Origin of the sequence: Mycolicibacterium rutilum (assembly GCF_900108565.1) — a bacterium.
GTDB classification, from domain to species: domain Bacteria; phylum Actinomycetota; class Actinomycetes; order Mycobacteriales; family Mycobacteriaceae; genus Mycobacterium; species Mycobacterium rutilum.
Genome location: NZ_LT629971.1, coordinates 5,877,483 through 5,898,195, shown reverse-complemented (window position 1 = coordinate 5,898,195; position 20,713 = coordinate 5,877,483). Strand labels below are relative to the sequence as shown.

The 20,713-nt window shown below is 70.9% G+C and carries 20 protein-coding genes; 14 read left to right on the top strand and 6 right to left on the bottom strand.

What is annotated here, in order from left to right; translation table 11 throughout:
* The first annotated feature begins 14 nt into the window (after nt 1-14).
* The 3 genes from BLW81_RS28645 (at nt 15) to eccB (ending at nt 3,178) form a co-directional block, all read left to right on the top strand.
* Nucleotides 15-680: a hypothetical protein gene (locus BLW81_RS28645; protein ID WP_083410149.1), complete on the top strand. Its 666-nt coding sequence runs from the start codon at nt 15-17 to the stop codon at nt 678-680.
* Complete coding sequence (locus tag BLW81_RS28640; protein ID WP_083410148.1) at nt 677-1,729, top strand: polyprenyl synthetase family protein; 1,053 nt, start codon at nt 677-679, stop codon at nt 1,727-1,729. Before BLW81_RS28645 ends, BLW81_RS28640 begins: the two co-directional genes overlap by 4 nt.
* Before the next feature lie 63 nt (nt 1,730-1,792).
* Nucleotides 1,793-3,178 (top strand): type VII secretion protein EccB, encoded by a 1,386-nt coding sequence (gene eccB, locus BLW81_RS28635; RefSeq protein WP_083410147.1) that lies wholly within the window; start codon nt 1,793-1,795, stop codon nt 3,176-3,178.
* On the opposite strand, the gene mycP is transcribed toward eccB, so the two are convergent.
* On the bottom strand, nt 3,143-4,492 hold the full coding sequence (gene mycP, locus BLW81_RS28630) for a type VII secretion-associated serine protease mycosin (RefSeq protein ID WP_083410146.1): 1,350 nt from the start codon (nt 4,490-4,492) through the stop codon (nt 3,143-3,145). The genes eccB and mycP overlap by 36 nt on opposite strands.
* Nucleotides 4,489-5,805, bottom strand: a complete 1,317-nt coding sequence (gene eccD, locus BLW81_RS28625; RefSeq protein ID WP_083410145.1) for a type VII secretion integral membrane protein EccD — start codon at nt 5,803-5,805, stop codon at nt 4,489-4,491. Before eccD ends, mycP begins: the two co-directional genes overlap by 4 nt.
* Nucleotides 5,806-5,912: 107 nt before the next feature.
* Between eccD and eccCa the strand changes: the two genes are divergently transcribed.
* The 4 genes from eccCa (at nt 5,913) to BLW81_RS28605 (ending at nt 11,295) form a co-directional block, all read left to right on the top strand.
* Complete coding sequence (eccCa, locus tag BLW81_RS28620) at nt 5,913-9,473, top strand: type VII secretion protein EccCa (protein ID WP_083410144.1); 3,561 nt, start codon at nt 5,913-5,915, stop codon at nt 9,471-9,473.
* A complete protein-coding gene (locus BLW81_RS28615; protein ID WP_157897861.1) occupies nt 9,470-10,600 on the top strand; it encodes a type VII secretion-associated protein in 1,131 nt (376 codons plus the stop codon). The genes eccCa and BLW81_RS28615 overlap by 4 nt, the downstream gene beginning before the upstream one ends.
* Nucleotides 10,601-10,664: 64 nt before the next feature.
* Complete coding sequence (locus tag BLW81_RS28610; RefSeq protein ID WP_083410142.1) at nt 10,665-10,988, top strand: WXG100 family type VII secretion target; 324 nt, start codon at nt 10,665-10,667, stop codon at nt 10,986-10,988.
* Nucleotides 10,989-10,998: 10 nt separating this feature from the next.
* Entirely contained in the window at nt 10,999-11,295 is a 297-nt protein-coding gene (locus tag BLW81_RS28605) for a WXG100 family type VII secretion target (RefSeq protein WP_083410141.1), read from the top strand.
* Between the two features lie 95 nt (nt 11,296-11,390).
* Here BLW81_RS28605 and BLW81_RS28600 read toward each other — a convergent pair whose 3' ends face one another.
* On the bottom strand, nt 11,391-11,582 hold the full coding sequence (locus BLW81_RS28600) for an excalibur calcium-binding domain-containing protein (protein WP_083410140.1): 192 nt from the start codon (nt 11,580-11,582) through the stop codon (nt 11,391-11,393).
* Between the two features lie 306 nt (nt 11,583-11,888).
* Between BLW81_RS28600 and rplM the strand changes: the two genes are divergently transcribed.
* The 7 genes from rplM to BLW81_RS28565 all read left to right on the top strand — a co-directional run bounded on the left by rplM (nt 11,889) and on the right by BLW81_RS28565 (nt 17,323).
* Entirely contained in the window at nt 11,889-12,332 is a 444-nt protein-coding gene (gene rplM, locus BLW81_RS28595; RefSeq protein ID WP_083410139.1) for a 50S ribosomal protein L13, read from the top strand.
* 8 nt (nt 12,333-12,340) lie between these two features.
* Nucleotides 12,341-12,811: a 30S ribosomal protein S9 gene (gene rpsI / locus BLW81_RS28590; RefSeq protein ID WP_157898021.1), complete on the top strand. Its 471-nt coding sequence runs from the start codon at nt 12,341-12,343 to the stop codon at nt 12,809-12,811.
* A gap of 234 nt (nt 12,812-13,045) precedes the next feature.
* Complete coding sequence (locus BLW81_RS28585; RefSeq protein ID WP_083410137.1) at nt 13,046-13,468, top strand: hypothetical protein; 423 nt, start codon at nt 13,046-13,048, stop codon at nt 13,466-13,468.
* Nucleotides 13,469-13,601: 133 nt separating this feature from the next.
* Nucleotides 13,602-14,939: a phosphoglucosamine mutase gene (gene glmM / locus BLW81_RS28580; RefSeq protein ID WP_083410136.1), complete on the top strand. Its 1,338-nt coding sequence runs from the start codon at nt 13,602-13,604 to the stop codon at nt 14,937-14,939.
* A 40-nt stretch (nt 14,940-14,979) separates the two neighbouring features.
* Nucleotides 14,980-15,285, top strand: coding sequence for a DUF7162 family protein (locus BLW81_RS28575; protein WP_083410135.1), 306 nt, complete (start codon nt 14,980-14,982; stop codon nt 15,283-15,285).
* Nucleotides 15,286-15,317: 32 nt separating this feature from the next.
* Nucleotides 15,318-16,643 (top strand): hypothetical protein, encoded by a 1,326-nt coding sequence (locus BLW81_RS28570; RefSeq protein WP_235632122.1) that lies wholly within the window; start codon nt 15,318-15,320, stop codon nt 16,641-16,643.
* Nucleotides 16,644-16,741: 98 nt separating this feature from the next.
* On the top strand, nt 16,742-17,323 hold the full coding sequence (locus BLW81_RS28565; protein WP_083410133.1) for a diacylglycerol-binding protein: 582 nt from the start codon (nt 16,742-16,744) through the stop codon (nt 17,321-17,323).
* Here BLW81_RS28565 and BLW81_RS28560 read toward each other — a convergent pair.
* From BLW81_RS28560 to BLW81_RS28550, 3 genes are all read right to left on the bottom strand, one after another.
* Nucleotides 17,300-18,586, bottom strand: coding sequence for a DEAD/DEAH box helicase (locus tag BLW81_RS28560; protein WP_083410132.1), 1,287 nt, complete (start codon nt 18,584-18,586; stop codon nt 17,300-17,302). The genes BLW81_RS28565 and BLW81_RS28560 overlap by 24 nt on opposite strands.
* Before the next feature lie 180 nt (nt 18,587-18,766).
* Nucleotides 18,767-19,807 (bottom strand): LLM class F420-dependent oxidoreductase, encoded by a 1,041-nt coding sequence (locus BLW81_RS28555; RefSeq protein WP_083410131.1) that lies wholly within the window; start codon nt 19,805-19,807, stop codon nt 18,767-18,769.
* Between the two features lie 45 nt (nt 19,808-19,852).
* The gene (locus BLW81_RS28550) at nt 19,853-20,698 is read right to left on the bottom strand and encodes a dienelactone hydrolase family protein (RefSeq protein WP_083410130.1); all 846 of its coding nucleotides are present in this window, start codon (nt 20,696-20,698) and stop codon (nt 19,853-19,855) included.
* Nucleotides 20,699-20,713: the final 15 nt, after the last annotated feature.

Sequence of the window (20,713 nt, the reverse complement as noted above, 5' to 3'; positions counted from 1 at the left end):
GGGGAGGAAATCGGGTGGTCAGCAGGCAGATACTCGACGACGGCAGCACCGCGGACCTGCCGTGGGCCGCGGCGTTCGACCCCGCGGCCAACGCACGGGTGCTCAGCTCGGTGCAGGCGCGCGGTTTTCGAGCGGCCACCGAGGTGGTCAACCGGTTCGTGCGGCTCGCCGAACCCGACACCGACTCCGAACCCCGTAGTGAGCCCGACAGTTCGCCGAATTCTCCGGGCAGCGACGCGGAGCGTGTCCTCGCGGCATGGCGCAAACTTGCCGATCGGCTGCTGGTTTCGCTGAACACGTCGGTTCGAACGGCTGAATCAGACACTGCGCGTGTAGATTTCGACGGGGATCAGGCCAGCGGGCGAGTCGCGCTGGTTTGCGACGGCCCCGGCACTGCGTCGTCGGAGGTATGGCTGCACAACGGCGGCGCCGCCGACCTCGGGGACATCCGGTTGCGCTGCAGCGATCTGCTGTCCCACGACGGCGCCGTCATCGCGGCGGCCGCCGTCCGGTTCGCACCCAACCCGGTTCCGGTGTTCGCCCGCTGCAGCCGAGGGGTCGTCGTCGACATCGACGTGGCCGACAACGTCTCGCCCGGCTGCTACCGCGGCACCGTGCTGGCCGACGGGCACCCGGACGTCTGGCTGCCGGTCGCGCTGACTGTGGCCCGGGCCGGATGACCGGGACCGTCGAGCGGGCCGGCCTGATCGACGACGTCGAGAGCCGGCTCCGCCGGGTGGCGCGCACGGTCCGGCGTTCCATGCTCGACGCGATGCCCGACGGGGAACCGGTCCGATGGCTGTACGGCCCGATGCGCGAGTATCCGTCTCGCCCGGGCAAGGCGCTGCGGCCGGCGCTGTGCTTGTCGGCGGGCCGCGCGTTCGGTGCCGATCCCAACGAGCTGCTCGGCATCGCCACCGCAATCGAGTTACTGCACAACGCTTTTTTGGTTCATGACGACATCGCCGACGGCAGCGAGATGCGTCGCGGCAGGCCCACGTTGGCGTCGACCCACGGGATGGCCGCGGCGCTGAATGCCGGCGACGGGCTCGCGATCGTGGCCAGCGGGGTGTTGCGCCGCGCGACCCGCACGCTGGACCGCGATCTCGCCGACCTGGTGTGGGGCGAATTCGACACCATGGCGCTGCGCACGCTGGAGGGGCAGGCGATCGAGGTCGGTTGGCAGATCGACAACGTCGAGGACGTCGGCCCCGAGGACTACCTCAACCTCATCATGCACAAGACCTGCTGGTACACCACGATCCACCCGCTGCGGGTGGGCGCGATCGTCGGGTCCCGCGGAACCGTGGATCTCGCGCCGCTCGTGCGGTTCGGATTCCACTTCGGCGCGGCGTTCCAGATCCGCGACGACCTGCTCAACCTCGTCGGTGACGAACGAGCCTATGGCAAGGAGATTCTCGGCGACCTGTACGAGGGCAAGCGCACACTGGCGTTGGTCCACCTGCTGTCGTCGGCGCGGGGCGCCGACCTGGACCTCGTGCGCGATCATCTGCGCCGATCTCGGGCCGAACGCTCGGCGGACACCGTGCGCGCGATCCGCGAGTTGATGGACACCTACGGCAGCATCGCGTTCACCATCGAGTACGCCGAAGGCATCCTCATGGTTGCCGAGCAGTACTTCGAGCAGGCCTTCGCCGATGCGCAGCCGGGACCGGACCTCGACTTCCTGCGGGCACTGGTGCCGTACGTGTGGGCGCGCTGGCGCTGACCGGCCGCAAATTGGTGAGTCGGGCACTCGCGCAACCCGATTAGGCTTGGCCCCGGGGGAGCGATGGCTGAGCATTCGAGCACCAGGCTGCTGATCAGCGGCCACCGGTTTCTGAAAAGGCGGATGGCGCATGCGTTGGTACGCGGCGACGTCCGGATGCTCGACGATCCGCTGCGGTCGCAGTCCACGGCGATGGTCGCCGGTTGCGTGCTGGCGGTGATCGGCGTCGCGGTCTGCGCCGTGCTCGCCTTTCTGCAGCCGCGCGGCTCGCTCGGCGACACCACGGTGGTGATGGTGCGGGACTCGGGGGCGCTGTACGTCCGCGTCGACGACACCTGGCATCCGGTGCCGAACCTCGCGTCGGCGCGGCTCGTAGCCGGTGCGGTCACACCGCGGCTGGTGAACGCGGCCGCGGTCGCCGGGGCTCGTCGCGGCCCTGCCGTCGGCATCCCCGGTGCGCCGGACATGATCGCCGCGCCGCTGAGCGCCGAGCAGTCTGGCTGGCAGGTGTGCGACGACGCGGCGTCGACGACGCTGATCGTCGGCCGCGATCAAGCCCCACCCGCGGCCTCCGACAGCATTCTGGTCAGCGCCCGAGGGGAGGGCGGCGCCGCGACCTACCTGCTGTACGACGGCCGGCGCGCCCGGGTGGACCTGCGCAGCCCCGCGGTCGTGCGGGCGCTGCGGTTGGACAGTGTTGTGCCGCAACCGGTCTCGCGTGCACTTCTGGACACCCTGCCCGAGGTTCCCGAGATCGCCGCGCCGAGCATCCCCGCTGCCGGGCAGCCGGGACCCGCCGCCCTGCACGGGATCCGGGTCGGCACCGTCATCCGGGTCGCCCGCGCCGGCGCCGCCGAACTGCACGTCGTGCTCGCGACGGGAGTGCAGCGGATCGGTGAGGTGGCGGCCGACCTGATCCGGTTCAGCCAGTCCCACGGATCGCGCGAGATCGTCACCGTCGAACCCGGCGTGCTGGGCGGTGTTCCGACGGTCGACACCCTCCCGGTGGCACTGTTCCCCGCTCGCCCCGGGACGGTGACCGAGCCCGTCGTCTGCGCCCGCTGGCGGTGGTCGGATGAAACGGGCGCGCCGGACACGGCCGTCACCACGGCCCGCGCCATCCCGCTGCACGGGGCGACACCGGTGCGGCTGGCACAGGCCGACGAGTCGGGCGCCCGAGTCGATCAGGTGACGGTGACCCCGGGGCACAGCGCGCTCGTCCGCGCCGCCGGGGTCAGCGGTGACGGTGCGCGCACCGGGACCCGTTACCTGCTCACCGAGGAGGGCGTGCTGTACGGAGTCCGCGACGACGAGGCAGCCGAGCGCCTCGGGCTGTCCGCACCGCCGGTCCCCGCACCGTGGCCCCTGCTCGCACATCTTCCGCGCGGTCCGGAACTGAGCGTGCCGGAGGCGTCAATCGCGCGGGACACCGCCGGTCCGACGTCGTAACCGGTTGACCGACAACGTCAGCGCGATCACCGCAGCCGTCACGGCGATGCAGACCGCCGCACCGGCCACCGCGACTCGAGACGTCGGCTGCTCATCGGACGCCGCGGCCGCGACCGAGATCGTGGCATGGCGGTGTTGCTCCGCGGTGGGTGCCGTCCCGTTCGTCACCGCCGCAAGCGCGTCGACGAGGCCGTGGCCGACGACGGGATCCCATCCGGCGGCGGGAGGGCGCGCGGTCTGCTCGAGCCGCTGCATGACCTGGCGGGCGGTCAGCTGCGGATGCCGCGACCGCAGCAGCGCCGCGATACCGGCGACAACCGGTGCGGCATAACTCGTTCCCGCGATCGGCTTGGCACCGTCGGGTGTCGCCAATGTGGTGACAAGGCCTTCGCCGTCGCGGTCCAGGCTCACCACCCGCTCACCCGGAGCCGCGACATCGACCCACGGGCCCGCGGCGCTGAACGGCGACGGTGTCCCGTCCGGGCCGACGGACCCGACCGTGAGGACGTGGTCGTCGTACCACGCCGGGCTCACGACCACACGGACGTCGGTCCAGTCCGGTCGGCCTGCCCCGACGGGATTCTGCTCGCGGCACTGCCCGGGCGCGCCGACGTTGCCCGCCGCGCTGACCACGACGACATTCTTGACGTCGACGGCGTAGGCCAGCGCGGCGCCGAGGGCCCGGTCGTCGAGCCCCTCGTCGGCCCCGACGCACGCGATGGTGGAGATGTTGATGACCGTCGCGCCCATGTCCGCGGCGGCGCGCACCGAACGCGCGAGCGTTTCGACGTCACCGAACCCGCTTCCGCCCGGACCGTCGGCGGCGCGGAACCTGTTGCTGGACTGCCGGATTCCGATGACAGTGGCGTCCGGTGCGATACCGCTGAACCCGGAGTCGGGCGCCGCGCCGATGATGCCGGCGACGATCGTGCCGTGGCCGTCGCAGTCCTCGGTGCCGTCACCGTCGGACACGAAGTCGCCGCCGGGCACCAGATGGGGCAGCAGGCGGTGACGCGCCACCCCGGTGTCGATCACCGCGACGGTCTGACCGGCGCCGCGGGTCAGGCGCCACACCGACGGCAGATCGATGTCGCCGAGTTGCCCGCCCGAGGCGTCGTCGACATCCGCGGACGCGACGCACGGCTCGGATTGCTCCGTGCGGGTCGGCGGCGCCGCGGGTCCGGCGTCGGGCAGCAGGGTGTCGTCGACCTCCGGTGGGGTGACCGCGGCCGCGGGTGGCGCCGCCAGCGGCGGGAGCAGCGTCAGGGCGGCGACCATGCCGATCCGCAGGACCGTCCCGGCCGGTGTGTTCATGACAGCCCCGCATCGCGTACAAGGCCGTAGACCCCGGCGATCCAGCACGCCAGCGGGACCGCCGCCGCCAGCACGAGGCACTCGGCCACATCGGCGGCCCGACGCGCGCCGGGGCCGGCCGTCATGCCGAGCAGCGGTGCCGTCGCGGCGAGACCGCCGGCCAGCGCCACCAGCGCGATCCACGCCGCGTACTCGGGCGCGGCGGTGACCGTCATCGCCAAACCCGCAGCAAGACAGACGAACCCGCCGACGATCAGTACGCAGCGCCGACCAGTGCCGACATGTGTGCGCGCCCGCAACAGCAGGATCGCGCCGAGCGCGACGGCCAATGCGGTCGCCGGCGGCGCCGAGTGTCCTGTACCCGCGAGGAGCAGGACGGCAGCGGACGTGGTCACCGTCGCACCGGTCACCAGGCCGGTGAGCGTCTCGTGGGCCAACGCGGCGCGGAACCGGTCGACGATCTCGGGTTCGTCCACGTCGGGCGGCGCGGGCCCGATGCGCGCCACCACCATCGCGATCCGGGGCGCCGCGCCGAGCGTGACCACCGACAGCGTCGCGAGAATCGCAGCCGCAGTGCCGGCATCGAGGCGCCCGGCCAGCGCGACGGCGGAGGCCGCGGATGTCAGCAGCGCGGCAACCGCCGTGGCGGTCAACGGGGTGGCCGCGCCGATCGTCAGCCGCAGCAGCAGCGTCGCCACCGACATCGCCGCGGCCGAGGCGAGCAGCACGTGGGCCGCCACCGGGCCGGCCGGCACCGCGAGCGCCCCGCTGATCGCCCCGAACATCACCGCGACCATCCCCACGGTCGTGACCAGCAGCGGCTGCTCAGGACGCGCGCGGTGCGCCACCAACGCACCGGCGGCCGCGGCGGCAGCCACCACTGCGGCGATCGCCACCGGCGGCGCCGCGGTACGGGCTGCCGATGCCAACGCGGCGGCGGCGAGCGCCGCGGCGGACACGCTGACGGCCACCCAGAGAAGAGGCGGAACCGGGCCGTCGGTGAGTTGTGTTGCCGCCGTGTGAAACCCGTCGCGGTCCGACCACGCGGGTTCGGGCACCTCGTCGGCGGTCAGCCAGAGCAGCTCGCCGTCGTCCACCCGGTTGTCGCGCAGCGACAGCGACTCGTCGAGCGGCGAACCACCCACCCGGCGCAGCCGCCACCGCGCGCTCGGCGGTGCGCCGCCGTATGCCATGCCGACGATCGACGGCAGCACCTCATCGAGGCACACCGTCGCCGGCACCGCGAGATCAATTGTGCGGCTGATGGTGTCGTTGTCGGTGTGTACCGTCACCCGGCGCATCGAGTCCCTCATCGTATCCCCCCGGGTGCCCACGGTAACCCGGCTCGTGCGGGCGGCCGAGCGGCAATTTCGCGGGCTGGGGATGGAACCGTGGGGACCTCCGGTGCGTCTATCGGGAGGTGAGGCCACAACCGCCCACCGGTGAGCTGGTGGTGAAACCGCCACCGGCGCTGCCCAAACCGGTCGCGTCGAATCCGGTCGCCCGGCTACTTCCGGTGGCCGTGCTGGTCGCCGGCGGCGGCATGATGGCGGTCTACCTCACCTCCGGCGCAGGCACCGCCCGCAGCCCGATGTTCATGTTCTTCCCGGTGATGATGCTCATGTCGGTGCTCGGCACCGTGGCCTACGGCGCGCGCGGCGGAGCAGGCCGAGCCGCCGAGATCGACGAGAACCGGCGCAGCTATCTGCGGTACCTGGACACGCTGGACGCCCAGCTCGCCGACGCCACCGCGGCTCAGCACTACGCGCAGCACCGTGTGCATCCGGCACCGGAAGTGCTGTGGACACTGGTGGGTACCGACCGGATGTGGGAACGCCGGCGCAACGACGCGGTCTTCGGTTGTCTGCGAACCGGTCTCGCTGACCAGTCGCTGCGCCCGCCGCTGCGCGAACCGGAGGTCGACACCGACGACCAGGACCCGGTGACCGTGTCGGCCATGCGGACCCTGATCCGGCGCCGGGGCACCGTCGCGCAGCTGCCGACGGTAGTTCCGCTGCTGCAGCACCGGTTCGTGACGCTCACCGGGGACCATCACCGCGCCAGGGCGGTGCTGCGGGCGATGGTGTGCGAACTGGTGGTGCTGCACGGCCCGGATACCGTGGCGGTCGCGGCCGCGACCGGGCCGGAGCAGCGCGAGCACTGGGAGTGGTTGAAATGGCTGCCGCACTACGGCGAAGCCGAGTCCGCACCCGGTGACCGCCACCTGATCGTGATCGCCGACGGCGCCCCAGCTGAAACGGCGCCCGCCGACACGGTGTCGGTCGTCTCGCTCGGCGAGATCCCGTCGGTGGACGCGCTGCGCGTGGACGTGGACACGCTGAGCCGACCAGACGCGCTGACGCTGTCGCAGGCCAGCGCGTGCGCACGGCGACTGGCCCGCTTCCGCACCGCCGACACCGCGGCCAGGGCGCCGGGCGCGCGCGGCTGGCTCGAGCTGATGGGCATCGAAATGGGCATCGACACACTGAGTATCGAAAAGTACTGGAGCATAACGAGCCGGCTCCGCGCCGTACCCGTCGGTGTGTCTGAGTCCGGAGCGCCGGTGCGCATCGACATCAACGAGCCCGCCCACGGCGGTATCGGTCCGCACGGACTGTGTGTGGGCGCGACCGGGTCGGGCAAGTCGGAGTTCCTGAGAACACTTGTGCTCGGCATGATCACGGCCCACCCGCCCGACGTCCTCAACCTGGTGCTCGTCGACTTCAAGGGCGGTGCGACGTTTCTCGGTCTGGAGCGTGCGCGACACGTCGCCGCGGTGATCACGAACCTGGCCGACGAGTCGCATCTGGTCGCCCGCATGAACGACGCACTCGCCGGTGAACTGCACCGTCGGCAGGAATTGCTGCGCGCGGCGGGCAATTTCGTCAACACGGCCGCGTACGCGCAGGCCCGGTCGCGGGGCGCCGCACTGCCGCCGCTGCCCGCGCTGTTCATCGTCGTCGACGAATTCTCCGAACTGCTGACCCAGCACCCGGACTTCGCCGACCTGTTCCTGGCGATCGGCAGGCTGGGTCGGTCACTGGGTATTCACCTGCTGCTCGCCAGTCAACGACTCGACGAGGGCCGGCTGCGCGGGCTCGACACCCACCTGTCCTATCGCATCTGCCTCAAGACGTTCTCGGCCGGCGAGTCGCGCGCCGTCCTGGGCGTGCCCGACGCACACCACCTGCCCGCAACGCCCGGCGCGGCGTACCTGAAGACGGCCGGCGGGGAGCTGACCCGCTTCCAGACCGCGTTCGTCTCCGGCGCCTGTCCGCACGTCCGCTACGAGACCGAACCCACGTCGCCGCGAGCGACGCTGTTCACGGCCACAGCGACGCGTCAACACGAACCGCAGCGACGCGACGACCCGGCGGCCTTACCCACGGTGCTCGACACCGTGCTCGACCGCATCGCGGACCGCGGGCCGGCCGCTCATCCGGTGTGGTTGGCGCCGTTGACCGTTTCGCCGCCCTTGGACGCGCTGCTCCACGGCCACGCGGCCGGCGGAGACCTCAGCGTCCCGATCGGACTGGTGGACAGCCCGTTCGCGCAACGCCACGACGTGCTGACCGCGGCGCTCGGCGGGGCCGGGGGCAATGTCGCGGTCGTCGGGGCGCCGCGTTCCGGCAAGTCGACCGCGGTGCGCACGCTGATCACCGGCCTGGCCGAAACCCACAGCCCGGCGGACGTGACGGTCTACTGCCTGGATTTCGGCGGCGGCACACTGTCGACGCTCGCCGAGCTGCCGCATGTCGGGGCGGTGGCGGGCCGCGCGGACGCGGATCTGTGCCGACGGATCATCGCTGTCGTGGAGTCGGTGCTGCGCTCGCGCGAGAAACGGCGCGCGGCCGGCGACGCGGTCGCGGGTGAGGACTCCTACGGCGACGGTTTCCTGGTCATCGACGGCTGGGCGCAGTTCCGCCAGCAGTTCGAGGCGTTGGAAGCTCCGGTCACGGCGCTCGCCTCGCAGGGATTGGCGTTCGGTGTCCATGTGGTTGTGACCGCGTCGCGGTGGGCCGAACTGCGGCCCGCGCTCAAGGACCAGATCGGCACCCGCGTCGAACTGCGGCTCGGCGACCCGGCCGACTCCGAGATGGACCGGCGCCGGGCCCGCATGTTGCCCAACCTCGCGCCCGGGCATGGGATCACCGCAGACGGCCGGGAACTCGTGATCGCGGACCCGTCCGCTGTCGGGCGGCGCACAGACTGGGCGGGATTGCGGGCCCCGCGGATCGAACTGCTGCCGACCCAGGTCAGCCACCGTGATCTGATCGCCTCCGCGCCGCCAGGGCGTCGTATCGTGGTCGGGGTCGGTGAGCGTGAACTCGCGCCGGTGACAATCGATTTCAACGAGCAACCGCATCTGCTGGTGCTCGGCGAAACAGGCTGCGGCAAGAGCGCCCTGCTGCGCCTCCTCTGTCGCGAGCTCATGCGCACCGCGGACCCGGCCGACGTCCAACTCGAGATCGTCGACTTCCGCCGCGCGCTGCTCGGCGTCGTCGAGTCCGACCACCTGTCCGGTTACACCGCCTCGCCCGCGGCGCTGACCGCCAGGGTGCCGAAGCTGCTGGCCCGGCTCGAGCAGCGCATGCCCGGTGACACCGTCACCCAGCAGCAACTCAGGGAGCGTTCCTGGTGGTCGGGCCCGGACCTCGTCCTGGTCATCGACGACTACGACCTGGTTGCCGCATCGACCGGCAACCCGCTGGTGCCGCTCGCCGATCTGCTCCCGCACGCCACTGATCTCGGCCTGCACGTCGTCGTGGCCCGGCGCAGCGGGGGCGCGGCGCGGGCCATGTTCGACCCGGTGCTGGCGCGGCTGCGCGAAATGAGTTGCGCGGGTTTGATGATGAGCGCAAGCCCCGACGAGGGTGTGCTGCTGGGGGCGGTCCGGCCCGCTCCACAGCCGCCCGGCCGGGGCACGCTGATCACCCGCGGCGACGGTGAACAACTCATCCAGGTCGGCTGGTCACCGTGAACCCGATCGTGGTCGAGGTGGGACCCGAGGACATCCGCGGGCCGGAACCGGCCGCACCCGAACTGATCTCGACGGCACTCGACTGCATCGACGACGATCTTGCGCTGCTCGACGAGCGCGCGGTGCCCGTCCAGGACATCTGGGTCGACGTCCTGCGCGCCGTCAGTGCCGGGGCCGACGCGATCGTGCTCATCTGCCCGTCCTGGTGGTCGGACACGCGCATCGACCGGATACTCGCCGCGGTCACTGTGCTGACGACCGAGGTCGACATCATCCGGCGCGCAGAGTGTTTCGACGAGTTGTCCGGTCCTGTCGTCGAAGTCTCGCCCGACCTCGTCGTCGTCACCTCCGACGCCCGCACCGTCGTCCACCCGGTCGCCGACGACGTGACAGATGTTGCCCGGCGGGTCGCCGCCGCGGTCGCCGGCCGCGGCCCGGTGACGATCGATCGACCCGCCGGTCCGCGTACCCGCATCGCCGCGGACTGCATTGCCGAGCATCTGAGGGCCTCGGGTGTCGCGGTGCGCAGCGTCGACGAAGGAGTTGTGCAGCGGTACGCCGCTGGGCGGTTCGCGCCCACCGCGGTGGTGCCGCAGCGCGCCGGTCGTCGGCCGAGGGCAGCGGTGCTGGCCGGAGTCGGCGTCACCGTCGCGGTGTGCGCCGGTTTCGGGCTGCGGGGTCCCGTCGACGAGCCGCCGGACCGCGCTGCACGGCTGCTGGTCGAGGGCCGGATCGGCGTGCTGGTCCCGGCCGACTGGCCGGTGCGGCGCATCACCTCGGGGCCGGGTTCGGCTCGGCTGCAGGCAATTTCACCGTCAGGAGGCGACGTCGCACTGCACCTGACACAGTCCGTCGGCCCCGATCTCGCGCAGACCGCCGAAGCGCTGTCCGCCGCGCTCGCCTACGAACCCGACGGGGTGTTCGTCGACTTCACCCCGGCCGACACCCGGGCCGGTCGCCCCGCCGTGACCTACCGGGAGATGCGGGCCGGTCGTCAGGTCGCCTGGACGGTGCTCGTCGAGTCCGGTGTGCGCATCGCCATCGGGTGCCAGAGTGCGCCAGGGCGCGAAGCCGATGTGCGCGACGCCTGCGAACAGGCGATCAGGTCGGCGCGGGCGCATTCCTGACCCGAATGGAACCGAACGAAGACCCGCTGCGTCGAACCAAACAACACCCGACGAAAGGACGCCCATGACAACACCGGCAGGCGGCGCTCTGAACACCGACTTCGACCTGATGGCCGCGGTCGCGAGCAAGACCGATGCCCGCAACGAGGAGATCCGCGCGATGCTTCAGTCGTTCATCGGACGGATGAGCACGGTGCCGCCGTCGGTGTGGGGTGGGGCCGCCGCGGCCCGGTTCCGCGACGTCGTCGACCGGTGGAACGCCGAGTCGCTGCGACTGCACGCGGCCCTCGAGCGGATCGCCGAGAACATCCGCCTCAACGCGCAGACGCTGCGTGAGGCCACCGAGAGCCATTCGCACCAGATCGGTGCGGTCGCCAACCACCTGTGAGGAGCGCGCCATGGACCATGTGCTGTCGTACAACTTCGATGAGATCGAGTTCGGCGTCCGGCAGGAGATCCACGCCACGTCGGCCCGCCTCAACGCCGCACTTGACGAGTTGCGGGCCCAGATCGCCCCGCTTCAGGCGGTGTGGACGCGAGAGGCCGCCGAGGCCTACCGCATCGAGCAGGCCCGTTGGGAGCAGGCCGCCGGTGGGCTCAACGAGATTCTGTTCAGCCTGGGTAACGCGGTCCGCGACGGCGCCGACGACGTGGCGCTGACCGACCGCAGCGCAGCCCGCGCTTGGGGCGGCTGACCACAAGCCTGCGTGGTTCCGCAGGAGGGGAGCCGGGGACCGCGCAGTTCGCGCCACCGTGGCCGTAGGAGAGACGGCCACGGTGGCGCAAACCCTCACTCGCAGGCGATACCGTCGCCGTCGCGGTCCAGGTGCTCGCCGTAGCCGTCCTGACCCTGCAGAATCGGCGCCGCGCCGGCGTCGCGGGCCGCCGAGCAGTTCTTGTAATAGATGTCGGCATGTGCGGTCGCGGCGCCCGCGGCCGTCGCCCCCACGACACATACGGCGATGATCAGTGCACGAAACATTTCACTCCGATTTGATGGTGTTTTCCCCCGGCGGACGGCGACCAGGCCGGTCGCTGTCCCGGCACGACGCTAGGGCCGCGGCGTCCGAAAGGAATCCGGGGTTTCCCTACGATTGCGTCGAGTGCCGGGTCAGCCGGCCGAAGGGCGTTTTGACCAGCGACGACGCCGCCGGGTAAGCTGCCTCGTTGGCGTGCGGTACGCACGGGTCCTCGGGTCACTGTCGGTCGCCGAGATCACCTCACCGCCCATGCCTGACCGGCACCCGGGTCACCGGGACACGAAACCCGATAGAAGAGAGGTAGCGCTGTGCCTACGTACACGCCGAAGGCGGGTGACACCACACGTTCGTGGTACGTCATCGACGCCACCGACGTGCGGCTCGGCCGGCTCGCCGTTCAGGCAGCGAATCTGCTGCGCGGCAAGCACAAGCCGACGTACACGCCGAACGTCGACGGCGGTGACTTCGTCATCGTCATCAATGCAGAGAAGATCTCCATCGCCGGTAACAAGGCGGACCGCACATTCCACTACCGTCACTCGGGTTATCCCGGTGGGCTGCGGAAGCGGTCGCTCAACGAGGAGATGCAGAAGCACGCCGACCGCGTCGTCGAGCGCGCGATCCTCGGCATGATCCCGCACACCAAGCTGGGTCGTCAGATCAAGAAGAAGCTGCGCGTCTACGTCGGGCCGGAGCATCCGCACACCGCGCAGCAGCCGATTCCGTTCGAAATCAAGCAGGTGGCCCAGTGACCGAGACCGTGGATACGACCCCTGAGACCACCGATGTCGAGGCCGTGACCGACGCCGCCGTGGATGCGGCGCCGCGCGAGCCCGTCTACATCGACCGGCCCATCCAGACCGTCGGCCGCCGCAAGGAGGCCGTCGTCCGCGTCCGGCTCGTGCCGGGCACCGGCCAGTTCAACCTCGACGGGCGCACCCTCGAGGACTACTTCCCGAACAAGGTGCACCAGCAGCTGATCAAGGCCCCGCTGGTGACCGTGGACCGGCTGGACAGCTTCGACATCTACGCCCACCTCGATGGTGGCGGCCCGTCGGGCCAGGCGGGCGCCCTGCGCCTCGCGATCGCCCGCGCGCTGATCCTGGTGCAGCCGGAGGACCGGCCCGCGCTGAAGAAGGCCGGCTTCCTGACCCGCGACCCGCGGGCCATCGAGCGCAAGAAGTACGGCCTCAAGAAGGCCCGCAAGGCGCCTCAGTACAGCAAGCGCTGATCGACCTGCGAAACCGCCGGGTGTGCAACCGCACACCCGGCGGTTTTGCATTCACGTGGGTGCGTGCTGGGTCACATTTGGGCCAGATCCGTTTGGATCGCGGGCGCGTCGTAAAACCAATCAGGTTGGAGGCGGCGGCGCTGCGTGCGCGGCAGGCCGCTCCTGCCACCGGTTCGAGGCAGTCACCTCGTTGGGGGACCGGACCGTCGCTTCCCGACTGAGAAGGAGCAATGCATGAGGAACGTCGCGAAGACCGTGAAGACCCTGGGCGCCGGAACTGTGCTGGGCGGCTCGCTGCTGTTCACCGCCGGTATGGGTATGGCCCTCGCGCAGCCGGACACCGCTGACGACGGGCGTGTGAACGTCGCCGTCGGCAACGCCGGAGTCCTCGAGGACGTCGAGGTGGCCACCGCCGCGCAGATCGCGGCTGGGGTGTGCGACACCGACGTGGCCGCGGTGAACGAGCTGGCGCAGGCCGCCGACACCGAGGGCACCGATCAGACCGCGTGCACGAACACCGTGGGCACGATCGTGATCCAGCAGAACGGCCCCGGCCAGTCGGAGAACGCGCCGGGTCAGGCGCAGGACTCGGTGGAGACGCCGACGTCGGAGACGCCGGCACCCGCTGAGCCGACCACTGCCGAAGACGGCAGCTAATCAGCGAAACCTCACCGCCCGTGTCCACCCGGATGCGGGCGGTGAGTCGCGTCCGGGTACCGATTCGGCGACGGCACGGCTGCCGACGCCGGCGGTTGGCCCTCCGGCGGCCCGGTATGAGAAGTTTGTCGGCATGGCTCGACTGTTCGGCACCGACGGAGTGCGCGGCGTCGCCAACCAGGACCTGACCGCCGAGTTGGCGCTGGCGCTCGGTTCGGCGGCCGCCCGGCGGTTGGCCAGCACCGGTGGACACGCCCGTCGGGTGGCCGTGGTGGGCCGGGATCCGCGCGCCTCCGGCGAGATGCTGGAGGCCGCCGTGATCGCCGGACTGACCAGTGAGGGCGTCGACGCCCTGCGGGTCGGGATCCTGCCGACGCCGGCCGTCGCGTATCTGACCAGCGCATACGACGCCGACTTCGGCGTGATGATCAGCGCGTCGCACAACCCGATGCCCGACAACGGGATCAAGATCTTCGGTCCCGGCGGGCACAAGCTCGACGACGCCACCGAGGACCGCATCGAGGAACTCGTTTCGCAAGGCCCCGGTGGTCGGCCCACCGGCGCGGGTATCGGCCGCGTGGTGGACGCCGAGGACGCACTCGACCGGTATCTGCGCCACGCCGGCAAGGCGGTCACGACGAGGCTCGACGAGCTCACCGTCGTCGTCGACTGCGCCAACGGCGCCGCATCGACCGCCGCACCGCAGGCCTACCGCGCCGCGGGAGCCAACGTGATCACGATCAACGCCGCGCCCGACGGGCTCAACATCAACGACGGCTGCGGGTCGACCCACATGGACGCCCTCCGGTCGGCGGTGGTGTCCTACGGGGCCGACCTCGGCCTGGCCCACGACGGCGACGCGGACCGCTGCCTGGCCGTGGCCGCCGACGGTCGGGTCATCGACGGCGACGCGATCATGGTGATCCTCGCGCTGGCCATGCGCGAATCCGGCGAACTGGCGGGCAACACCCTGGTCGCCACGGTGATGAGCAACCTCGGGCTGCACCTGGCGATGCGGGCGGCGGGCGTCGAGGTCCGCACCACCAGCGTCGGGGACCGCTACGTGCTCGAAGAGTTGCGAGCCGGTGCCTACACGCTCGGCGGCGAACAGTCCGGCCACATCGTCATGCCCGCCTTCGGCACGACCGGCGACGGCATCGTCACCGGCCTGCGGCTGATGTCGCGGATGGCGCAGACCCGCATGCCGCTGGCCGCGCTGGCCGAACCGATGCAGACGCTGCCGCAGGTGCTCATCAACGTCGAGGTCGCCGACAAGGCCACCGTCGCCGACGCGCCGTCCGTTCGCACGGCGGTCGCCGAGGTCGAGGCCGAACTCGGCGACACCGGACGGATCCTGTTGCGGCCCTCCGGGACCGAGCAGGTGGTCCGCGTCATGGTGGAGGCCGCCGACGAGGACACCGCGCGGCAGATGGCGGTCCGGGTCGCCGAACAGGTCAGCGCGCAACGCTGATCGTGGAACCGTCGGGCCGCCCGACGCGTCCAACCTTCACATGGGAGGAACCGACGCCGCGCGCGTCGACGTTACGGCTCTTGCGAGCGTCGCCACGCAGTACCAGACCGCCGCCGACATCGTCGCCGCCGCGGCGCGCACGCACCTGGCCGCACTGAGCTTCGACGGGGCCGCTGCGGGACAGGCGTACGTCGCTCACGGCGACGCCGTGCGAAGGGCGGTGGAAGAGGTCGCCGACCAGTTGTGGCGGTGGTCGCGGGCCGCGTCGGAGATCGCCGGCGCGCTTCGTGCGTCAGCCGACCGGTATGCCGAAGCCGATCTGCGCGCCGTTGGACGGATGGGCTGACGGTGGCCGAAAGATACGACGCCACAGGGCGATTGGCGGATGGACTGCCCGGCGTCACCGACATCGAACAGTACGTGTCGGCGTGCCGGTCGCTCGGCTATGAGCATCCGGACCTGACCGCGCATCCGGGCCAGGTCCGCGAGCGCTACCTGCGCGAGGACGGGATGGATCTGCGGGCGTTGGGCGCCGATTGTGCCGCGTTGCAAACGGTTGCGGCGGCTGCCGACGACGCGCTGGCTCGGCAGGACGCCCAACTGGGCGTGCTCGTCGCGGCATGGCGGGGCGTCGGTGCCGACGCGTCGCGGGCATTTCTGACCCGGCACGGCGAATCGTCTCGGCGCGCCGCGGACGCAGTCCGTGCTGCCGCCGCCGCGCTCGCCGATCTGCGCGATCGACTGTGGCAGGCGGTCGACGAGAAGGCCGGCACGGTGCTGGCGATCGGGGACGGCGCGCAGTCGCGGCGCGCGGACTGGCTGGCGGCCGCGCAGACCGTGAACACGGGGTCAGGTGACCGCGCGGTGGCCAGTGAACTGGTCGACCACGAGGTGAAACCGTTCGTGGACAACGTGATCGGCGGCCAGTTCGTGACCGCGGTGCAGGCCGCCACCGAGGCCGTCGAGGCCGCATACCGGGAGGCCGTCGCGTCATTCGGGTCGTCCGAGGCGACGTTCGAGGTGCCGGATGAGCTCGGGCCGACACCTGTGCCGGCACCGGCTGAACTCCCTACGTCGCCGACCGCCCCGACGCCCGTGACGCCCGCCGCATTCGCACCGGCCGCGGCACCCGCAACGCCGGCGTCATGGAGTTCGCCCGCGGCGCCACCGCCGAGCGCACCGGTGGCGGCCGTCGAGCCCGGGCCGGTCACACCGGCGGCAGCCGCGGATCCGGCGGCCGCGGCGCCGATGTCGGGGCCGTCGATGCCCTCGATGCCGTCGCTGGGTGGCGGGATGCCCGAAATCGGCGGCGGTCTATCGTCGTTCGGGCAGCAGCTGGGCGAATTGCTCGGCGGCCTGATGGGCGACGGCGCGCTCGCGGAACCCGACGACCTGGCCCTCGAGGATCCCGCCGAGGACGTGGTCGACGACGAAGAACTCGACGAGGAGGCGCTCGACGAGGAAATACCGGAGGATGAGGAGCCGGTCGACCCCGCAGCGGTTGAAGACCCCGCCGCCGAGGTCGAGGACCCACCCGCCGAGCCTGTCTGCCCACCGCCGGAGGAGGAGCCCGCCGCGACGCCGCCACCCGAGCCACCGCTGATCCCGCCGGAGGAGCCTCCAGCGGAGCCGCCGGCTGAGCCGGTCGCCGACGGGACGCCGTGCGAGATCGCCGCCGATGAACTCCCGCAGGTCGGCGAGTGACCGCGAGATCGACATGAGGGTCGTGCTTCGGCGTTTTTCACAGCCCTGGTGTAGAACTCGCGAAGGGAGACGTAGACGCGCGCGATAGCGTTGCCCGCGTGAAACTGCGTTGGCCGGAGTTACTGGTGCTCTTCGTGGTCGGCGCCGTGGCGTCGCTCGTCGGCGATCACAGCCACGTCGTCACCGGCACCACGGTGTACTTCACCGATGCCGTGCCGTTCGTGTGGAGCAGCCCGGTCTGGTTTCCGGTACTGGTCGCGTTGGCGACGGCGTCCCTGGCGGAACTGCGTCTCCATCTGCCCAGACCGCGAACCGACGTCACGGTCCGGCAGGGGGTGGCCGGTGTGGCCGCGGTGCTCGGCATCTATGTCGCCACGGCGCTGGTGCACACCGCGCCGGCGGTCCCGGCCACCGTGCTCATCATCGCGATGGCAGCCATCACGTGGTGCGCACTGGGTGACGGGCCGTCGGTGATCTGCGGTGCGCTCGCCGCGGTCATCGGCCCGATCGTCGAGATCGTGCTTGCGCAGGCCGACGTGTTCGCCTATCACGAAGCCAGCGACGGCCTGTTCGGCGTCGGGCCGTGGCTGGTGCCGCTGTACTTCGCGTTCGGCGTGGTGGTCGCGTTGCTGGCCGAGATCGCGGTCAGGCGCCGGTCAGGCGTTGGCCGGGCGGCGTGACCGCGTCGGACGACGCCGACGCTGCTGCTGACCCCTGCCCGCCGACGGCCGGTGCGGCCGCGTGGGCTCGGGCCTGGCCGCGACGATCGGTTCGCCGAACGTGCGTTCGCCCGGGGCGATTTCGGTCAACACCGGGTGCGTCGAACCGCTGAACCGGGTGATGGTCGGCTTCACGCCGGCCTTGCGCGTCAGCTGCCGGACGTCGGAGACCTGCTCGTCGAGCATCAGCGTGACCACGGTGCCGTCGTTGCCCGCGCGCGCCGTGCGACCCGACCGGTGCAGATACGCCTTGTGCTCGACGGGCGGGTCGGCGTGCACGACGAGGCTCACGTCGTCGACGTGGATGCCGCGCGCGGCGATGTCGGTGGCCACCAGGACCGCGGCCGTCCCGTCGGAGAACGCCGCCAGGTTGCGGGTGCGCGCATTCTGGGACAGGTTGCCGTGCAACTCGACCGCCGGCACGCCCCGCGAATTGAGTTGGCGAGCAAGGTTCTTGGCGCCGTGCTTGGTGCGGGCGAACACGATGGTCCGGCCCGGCGATGCGGCCAGATCGGTCAGCACGCTCAGCCGTGAGGCCTTCTCGACGTGCAGCACGTGGTGCTCCATGGCGGCGACCGGCGACTGCGCCGAGTCGACACTGTGCACGACGGGGTCGGTCAGGTACCGCTTGACCAGCACGTCGACGCCGCCGTCGAGTGTCGCGGAGAACAGCATCCGCTGGCCGTCGCGGGGAGTCTTGTCCAGCAGTCGCTTGACCGGCGGCAGGAAGCCCAGGTCGGCCATGTGGTCGGCCTCGTCGAGCACCGTGATCTCGATCGCCGACAGGTCGGCGTGGCGGGACTTCACGTGGTCTTCGAGCCGGCCGGGGCAGGCGATGACGATGTCGACGCCCTGGCGCAGCGCCTGGATCTGCGGGTTCGGTCCGACACCGCCGATGATGGTCACCGACCGCAGGTTGGTGGCAGCCGCCAGCGGCGCCAGCGACTCGTTGATCTGCGCGACCAGTTCGCGGGTCGGCGCGAGGATCAGCGCGCGCGGCCGGCCGGGAACGCGCTTGGCCGGGTTGTTGGTGAGCCTCGTCACCAACGGCAGCAGGAACGCGTACGTCTTGCCGGATCCGGTGCGGCCGCGCCCGAGCACATCGCGTCCGGCGAGTGAGTCGGGCAGCGTCGCTGCCTGGATCGGGAAGGGGGCGTCGATGCCGTTGGCGGCGAGAACGCTGACGACGGACTGGGGGAGACCGAGGTCGGCGAACGTGGGCACGGTTGTGCCACTTACGTTTTGGTCAGACAAGTAAATACTCCGAAAAAAGGTAGTGTGGTCGTCCTGCCCGGCGCGGTGAATCCGCGGCGCTCGGTGTGACGATCGAGAAGCGACAAAAGGCAGAACAGAAGATGCCGCTACGACCACTGTACAGGTGCGCGGCGGTATTGCGTAATCCGGCTAGGGCAGCAGGCCCTGCAGATCCTCGACGAAACCGACGATCTCACGACGGTCGACCGAAAGCGGTTGCAGCAGAAGCGTCGTCGCGCCCGCTTCGGCGAACGCGGCCAGGCGTTCCTTGACGAAGCCCCGCGGGCCGACCAGAGACACGTTGCGCACCAGCTCATCCGGCACCGCCGCGATCGCCTCGGCCTTCTTGCCCGCGAGGTAGAGATCCTGGATGTGGTCGGCGACCTCGCCGTAGCCGTACCGGGTGGCCAGCGTGTGGTAGAAATTGCGGCCCCGCGCGCCCATTCCGCCGATGTAGAGCGCGAGCTGCGGCTTCACCCAGGACAGCCGCTCGTCGACGTCATCGCCGATGGCCAACGCGGCGCTGACCATCACATCGAGCGGGCCCAGTGCCGGGTCCCGCTTGGCGAAGCCCGCGCGCAACGACTCGCCCCACACGTCGTCGGCGCGCTCGGGATAGAAGAACACCGGCTGCCAGCCCTCGGCGATCTCAGCGGTCAGCTGGACATTCTTCGGGCCGAGCGCAGCGATGGTGATCGGAATGCGGTCCCGCACAGGGTGATTGATCAGCTTCAGTGGCTTGCCCAACCCGGTGCCCCGATCGGCAGGCAGCGGAATCTGGTAGTGCTTGCCGTCGAACTGGACCCGCTCGCGCCGCCAGACCTGCCTGCAGATCTCGACCACCTCGCGGGTGCGGCCCAGCGGCGCGTCGAACGGGACGCCGTGGAAGCCCTCCATCACCTGCGGTCCCGAGGTGCCGATGCCGAGCCGGAACCTTCCGCCCGACACGTAGTCCAGGCCCGCCGCCGACATCGCCAGCAGTGTGGGGGTGCGCACGTAGATCGGGACCACGCCCGTGCCCAGTTCCATGCGCGACGTCCTGGCGGCCAGGAAGCCGAGTTGGCTGATCGCGTCGTAGGAGTACGCCTCGGCCACCAGCGCGAGATCCACGCCGACCTTCTCGAGTTCGACGACCTGGTCCACCGCGTCGAGGAAGCCGTCGGTGTAGTTGAGGAAGATCCCGGTGCGCATCCTCGAGTTATACACCCAACCGGTTGGTTGGCACTCGGTGGGGCGTCACGGCTTCAGCAGCGCGACGACCTTGTTCTCCAGGTCCACCGGGTCCTCGGCGAACGGGTCGACCGGCGGGGCCTTCGGCAGCACCGCTTCCGGATCGGCGAAATCGCGGTAGGTCTTGTCCCCGGTCAGCGTGTACAGCAGATAGCCGGTGACCAGCGCGCGAACCACTTTCTGGGTGCTGCGATCGGCGCCCGGCAGGCCGAGCGCCCGCGCCACCCGGCGCCCTTCGATCAGACCGCCGGCCTTGGCCTTGTGCACGGTCCGCAGTGTCGCGGTCCGCCACACCCGCGCCAGCTCGACGGCGTTCGAGCGCAGCGTCATCGGGTCACCCGGTGCGCTGAGCACCAGCCCCGGCACCTGCAGCGTCGCCGCGGGCTCCTCGGCGGGTGGGGCGGTCAGTGTGGGGAAAATCGCAACGACGGACTTCGGTTTGACCGGCATCCCGGCCGCGGCGAACACCGCCGCCGAACCCCCGAATCCGTGGCCGACGAGGCCGAGCTTGTGCGGGTGCACGCTGATGTCGCCGGAGCCCAACCGCACCCCGGCGATGATGTCCAACGTCGTGCCCAGGTCATAGGCCAGATTCAGCGCCGACGGCGCCAGGCCGGTCTCGGTGGCCGGTGCCGCGGCGACGATCCCCCAGGACGCCAGATGCTCCAGCGTGCCCTCGTAGCGGTCCGCGGCGGCAACCCAGTCGTGCCCGAACGCGACGCCGGGCAGGTTCATCCCCGCCTCCGGGGTGTAGAGCACGCCGGGCAGGCCGGCAAAGCCCAGGTCACCGCGCAAAACGCGGTGGGGGCCGCGGCGGGTCAACGCCTTGAAGAGCTTCTTCGTGCTGGCCACCCGATGACCGTAGCT

Excerpts from the sequence above, each read along its gene's own strand:
- BLW81_RS28640 (WP_083410148.1), top strand. The coding sequence starts at position 677 with ATGACCGGGACCGTCGAGCGGGCCGGCCTGATCGACGACGTCGAGAGC.
- eccB (WP_083410147.1), top strand. The coding sequence starts at position 1,793 with ATGGCTGAGCATTCGAGCACCAGGCTGCTGATCAGCGGCCACCGGTTT.
- mycP (WP_083410146.1), bottom strand. The coding sequence starts at position 4,492 with ATGAACACACCGGCCGGGACGGTCCTGCGGATCGGCATGGTCGCCGCC.
- eccD (WP_083410145.1), bottom strand. The coding sequence starts at position 5,805 with ATGAGGGACTCGATGCGCCGGGTGACGGTACACACCGACAACGACACC.
- BLW81_RS28610 (WP_083410142.1), top strand. The coding sequence starts at position 10,665 with ATGACAACACCGGCAGGCGGCGCTCTGAACACCGACTTCGACCTGATG.
- BLW81_RS28605 (WP_083410141.1), top strand. The coding sequence starts at position 10,999 with ATGGACCATGTGCTGTCGTACAACTTCGATGAGATCGAGTTCGGCGTC.
- BLW81_RS28600 (WP_083410140.1), bottom strand. The coding sequence starts at position 11,582 with ATGTTTCGTGCACTGATCATCGCCGTATGTGTCGTGGGGGCGACGGCC.
- BLW81_RS28585 (WP_083410137.1), top strand. The coding sequence starts at position 13,046 with ATGAGGAACGTCGCGAAGACCGTGAAGACCCTGGGCGCCGGAACTGTG.
- glmM (WP_083410136.1), top strand. The coding sequence starts at position 13,602 with ATGGCTCGACTGTTCGGCACCGACGGAGTGCGCGGCGTCGCCAACCAG.
- BLW81_RS28575 (WP_083410135.1), top strand. The coding sequence starts at position 14,980 with ATGGGAGGAACCGACGCCGCGCGCGTCGACGTTACGGCTCTTGCGAGC.
- BLW81_RS28555 (WP_083410131.1), bottom strand. The coding sequence starts at position 19,807 with ATGCGCACCGGGATCTTCCTCAACTACACCGACGGCTTCCTCGACGCG.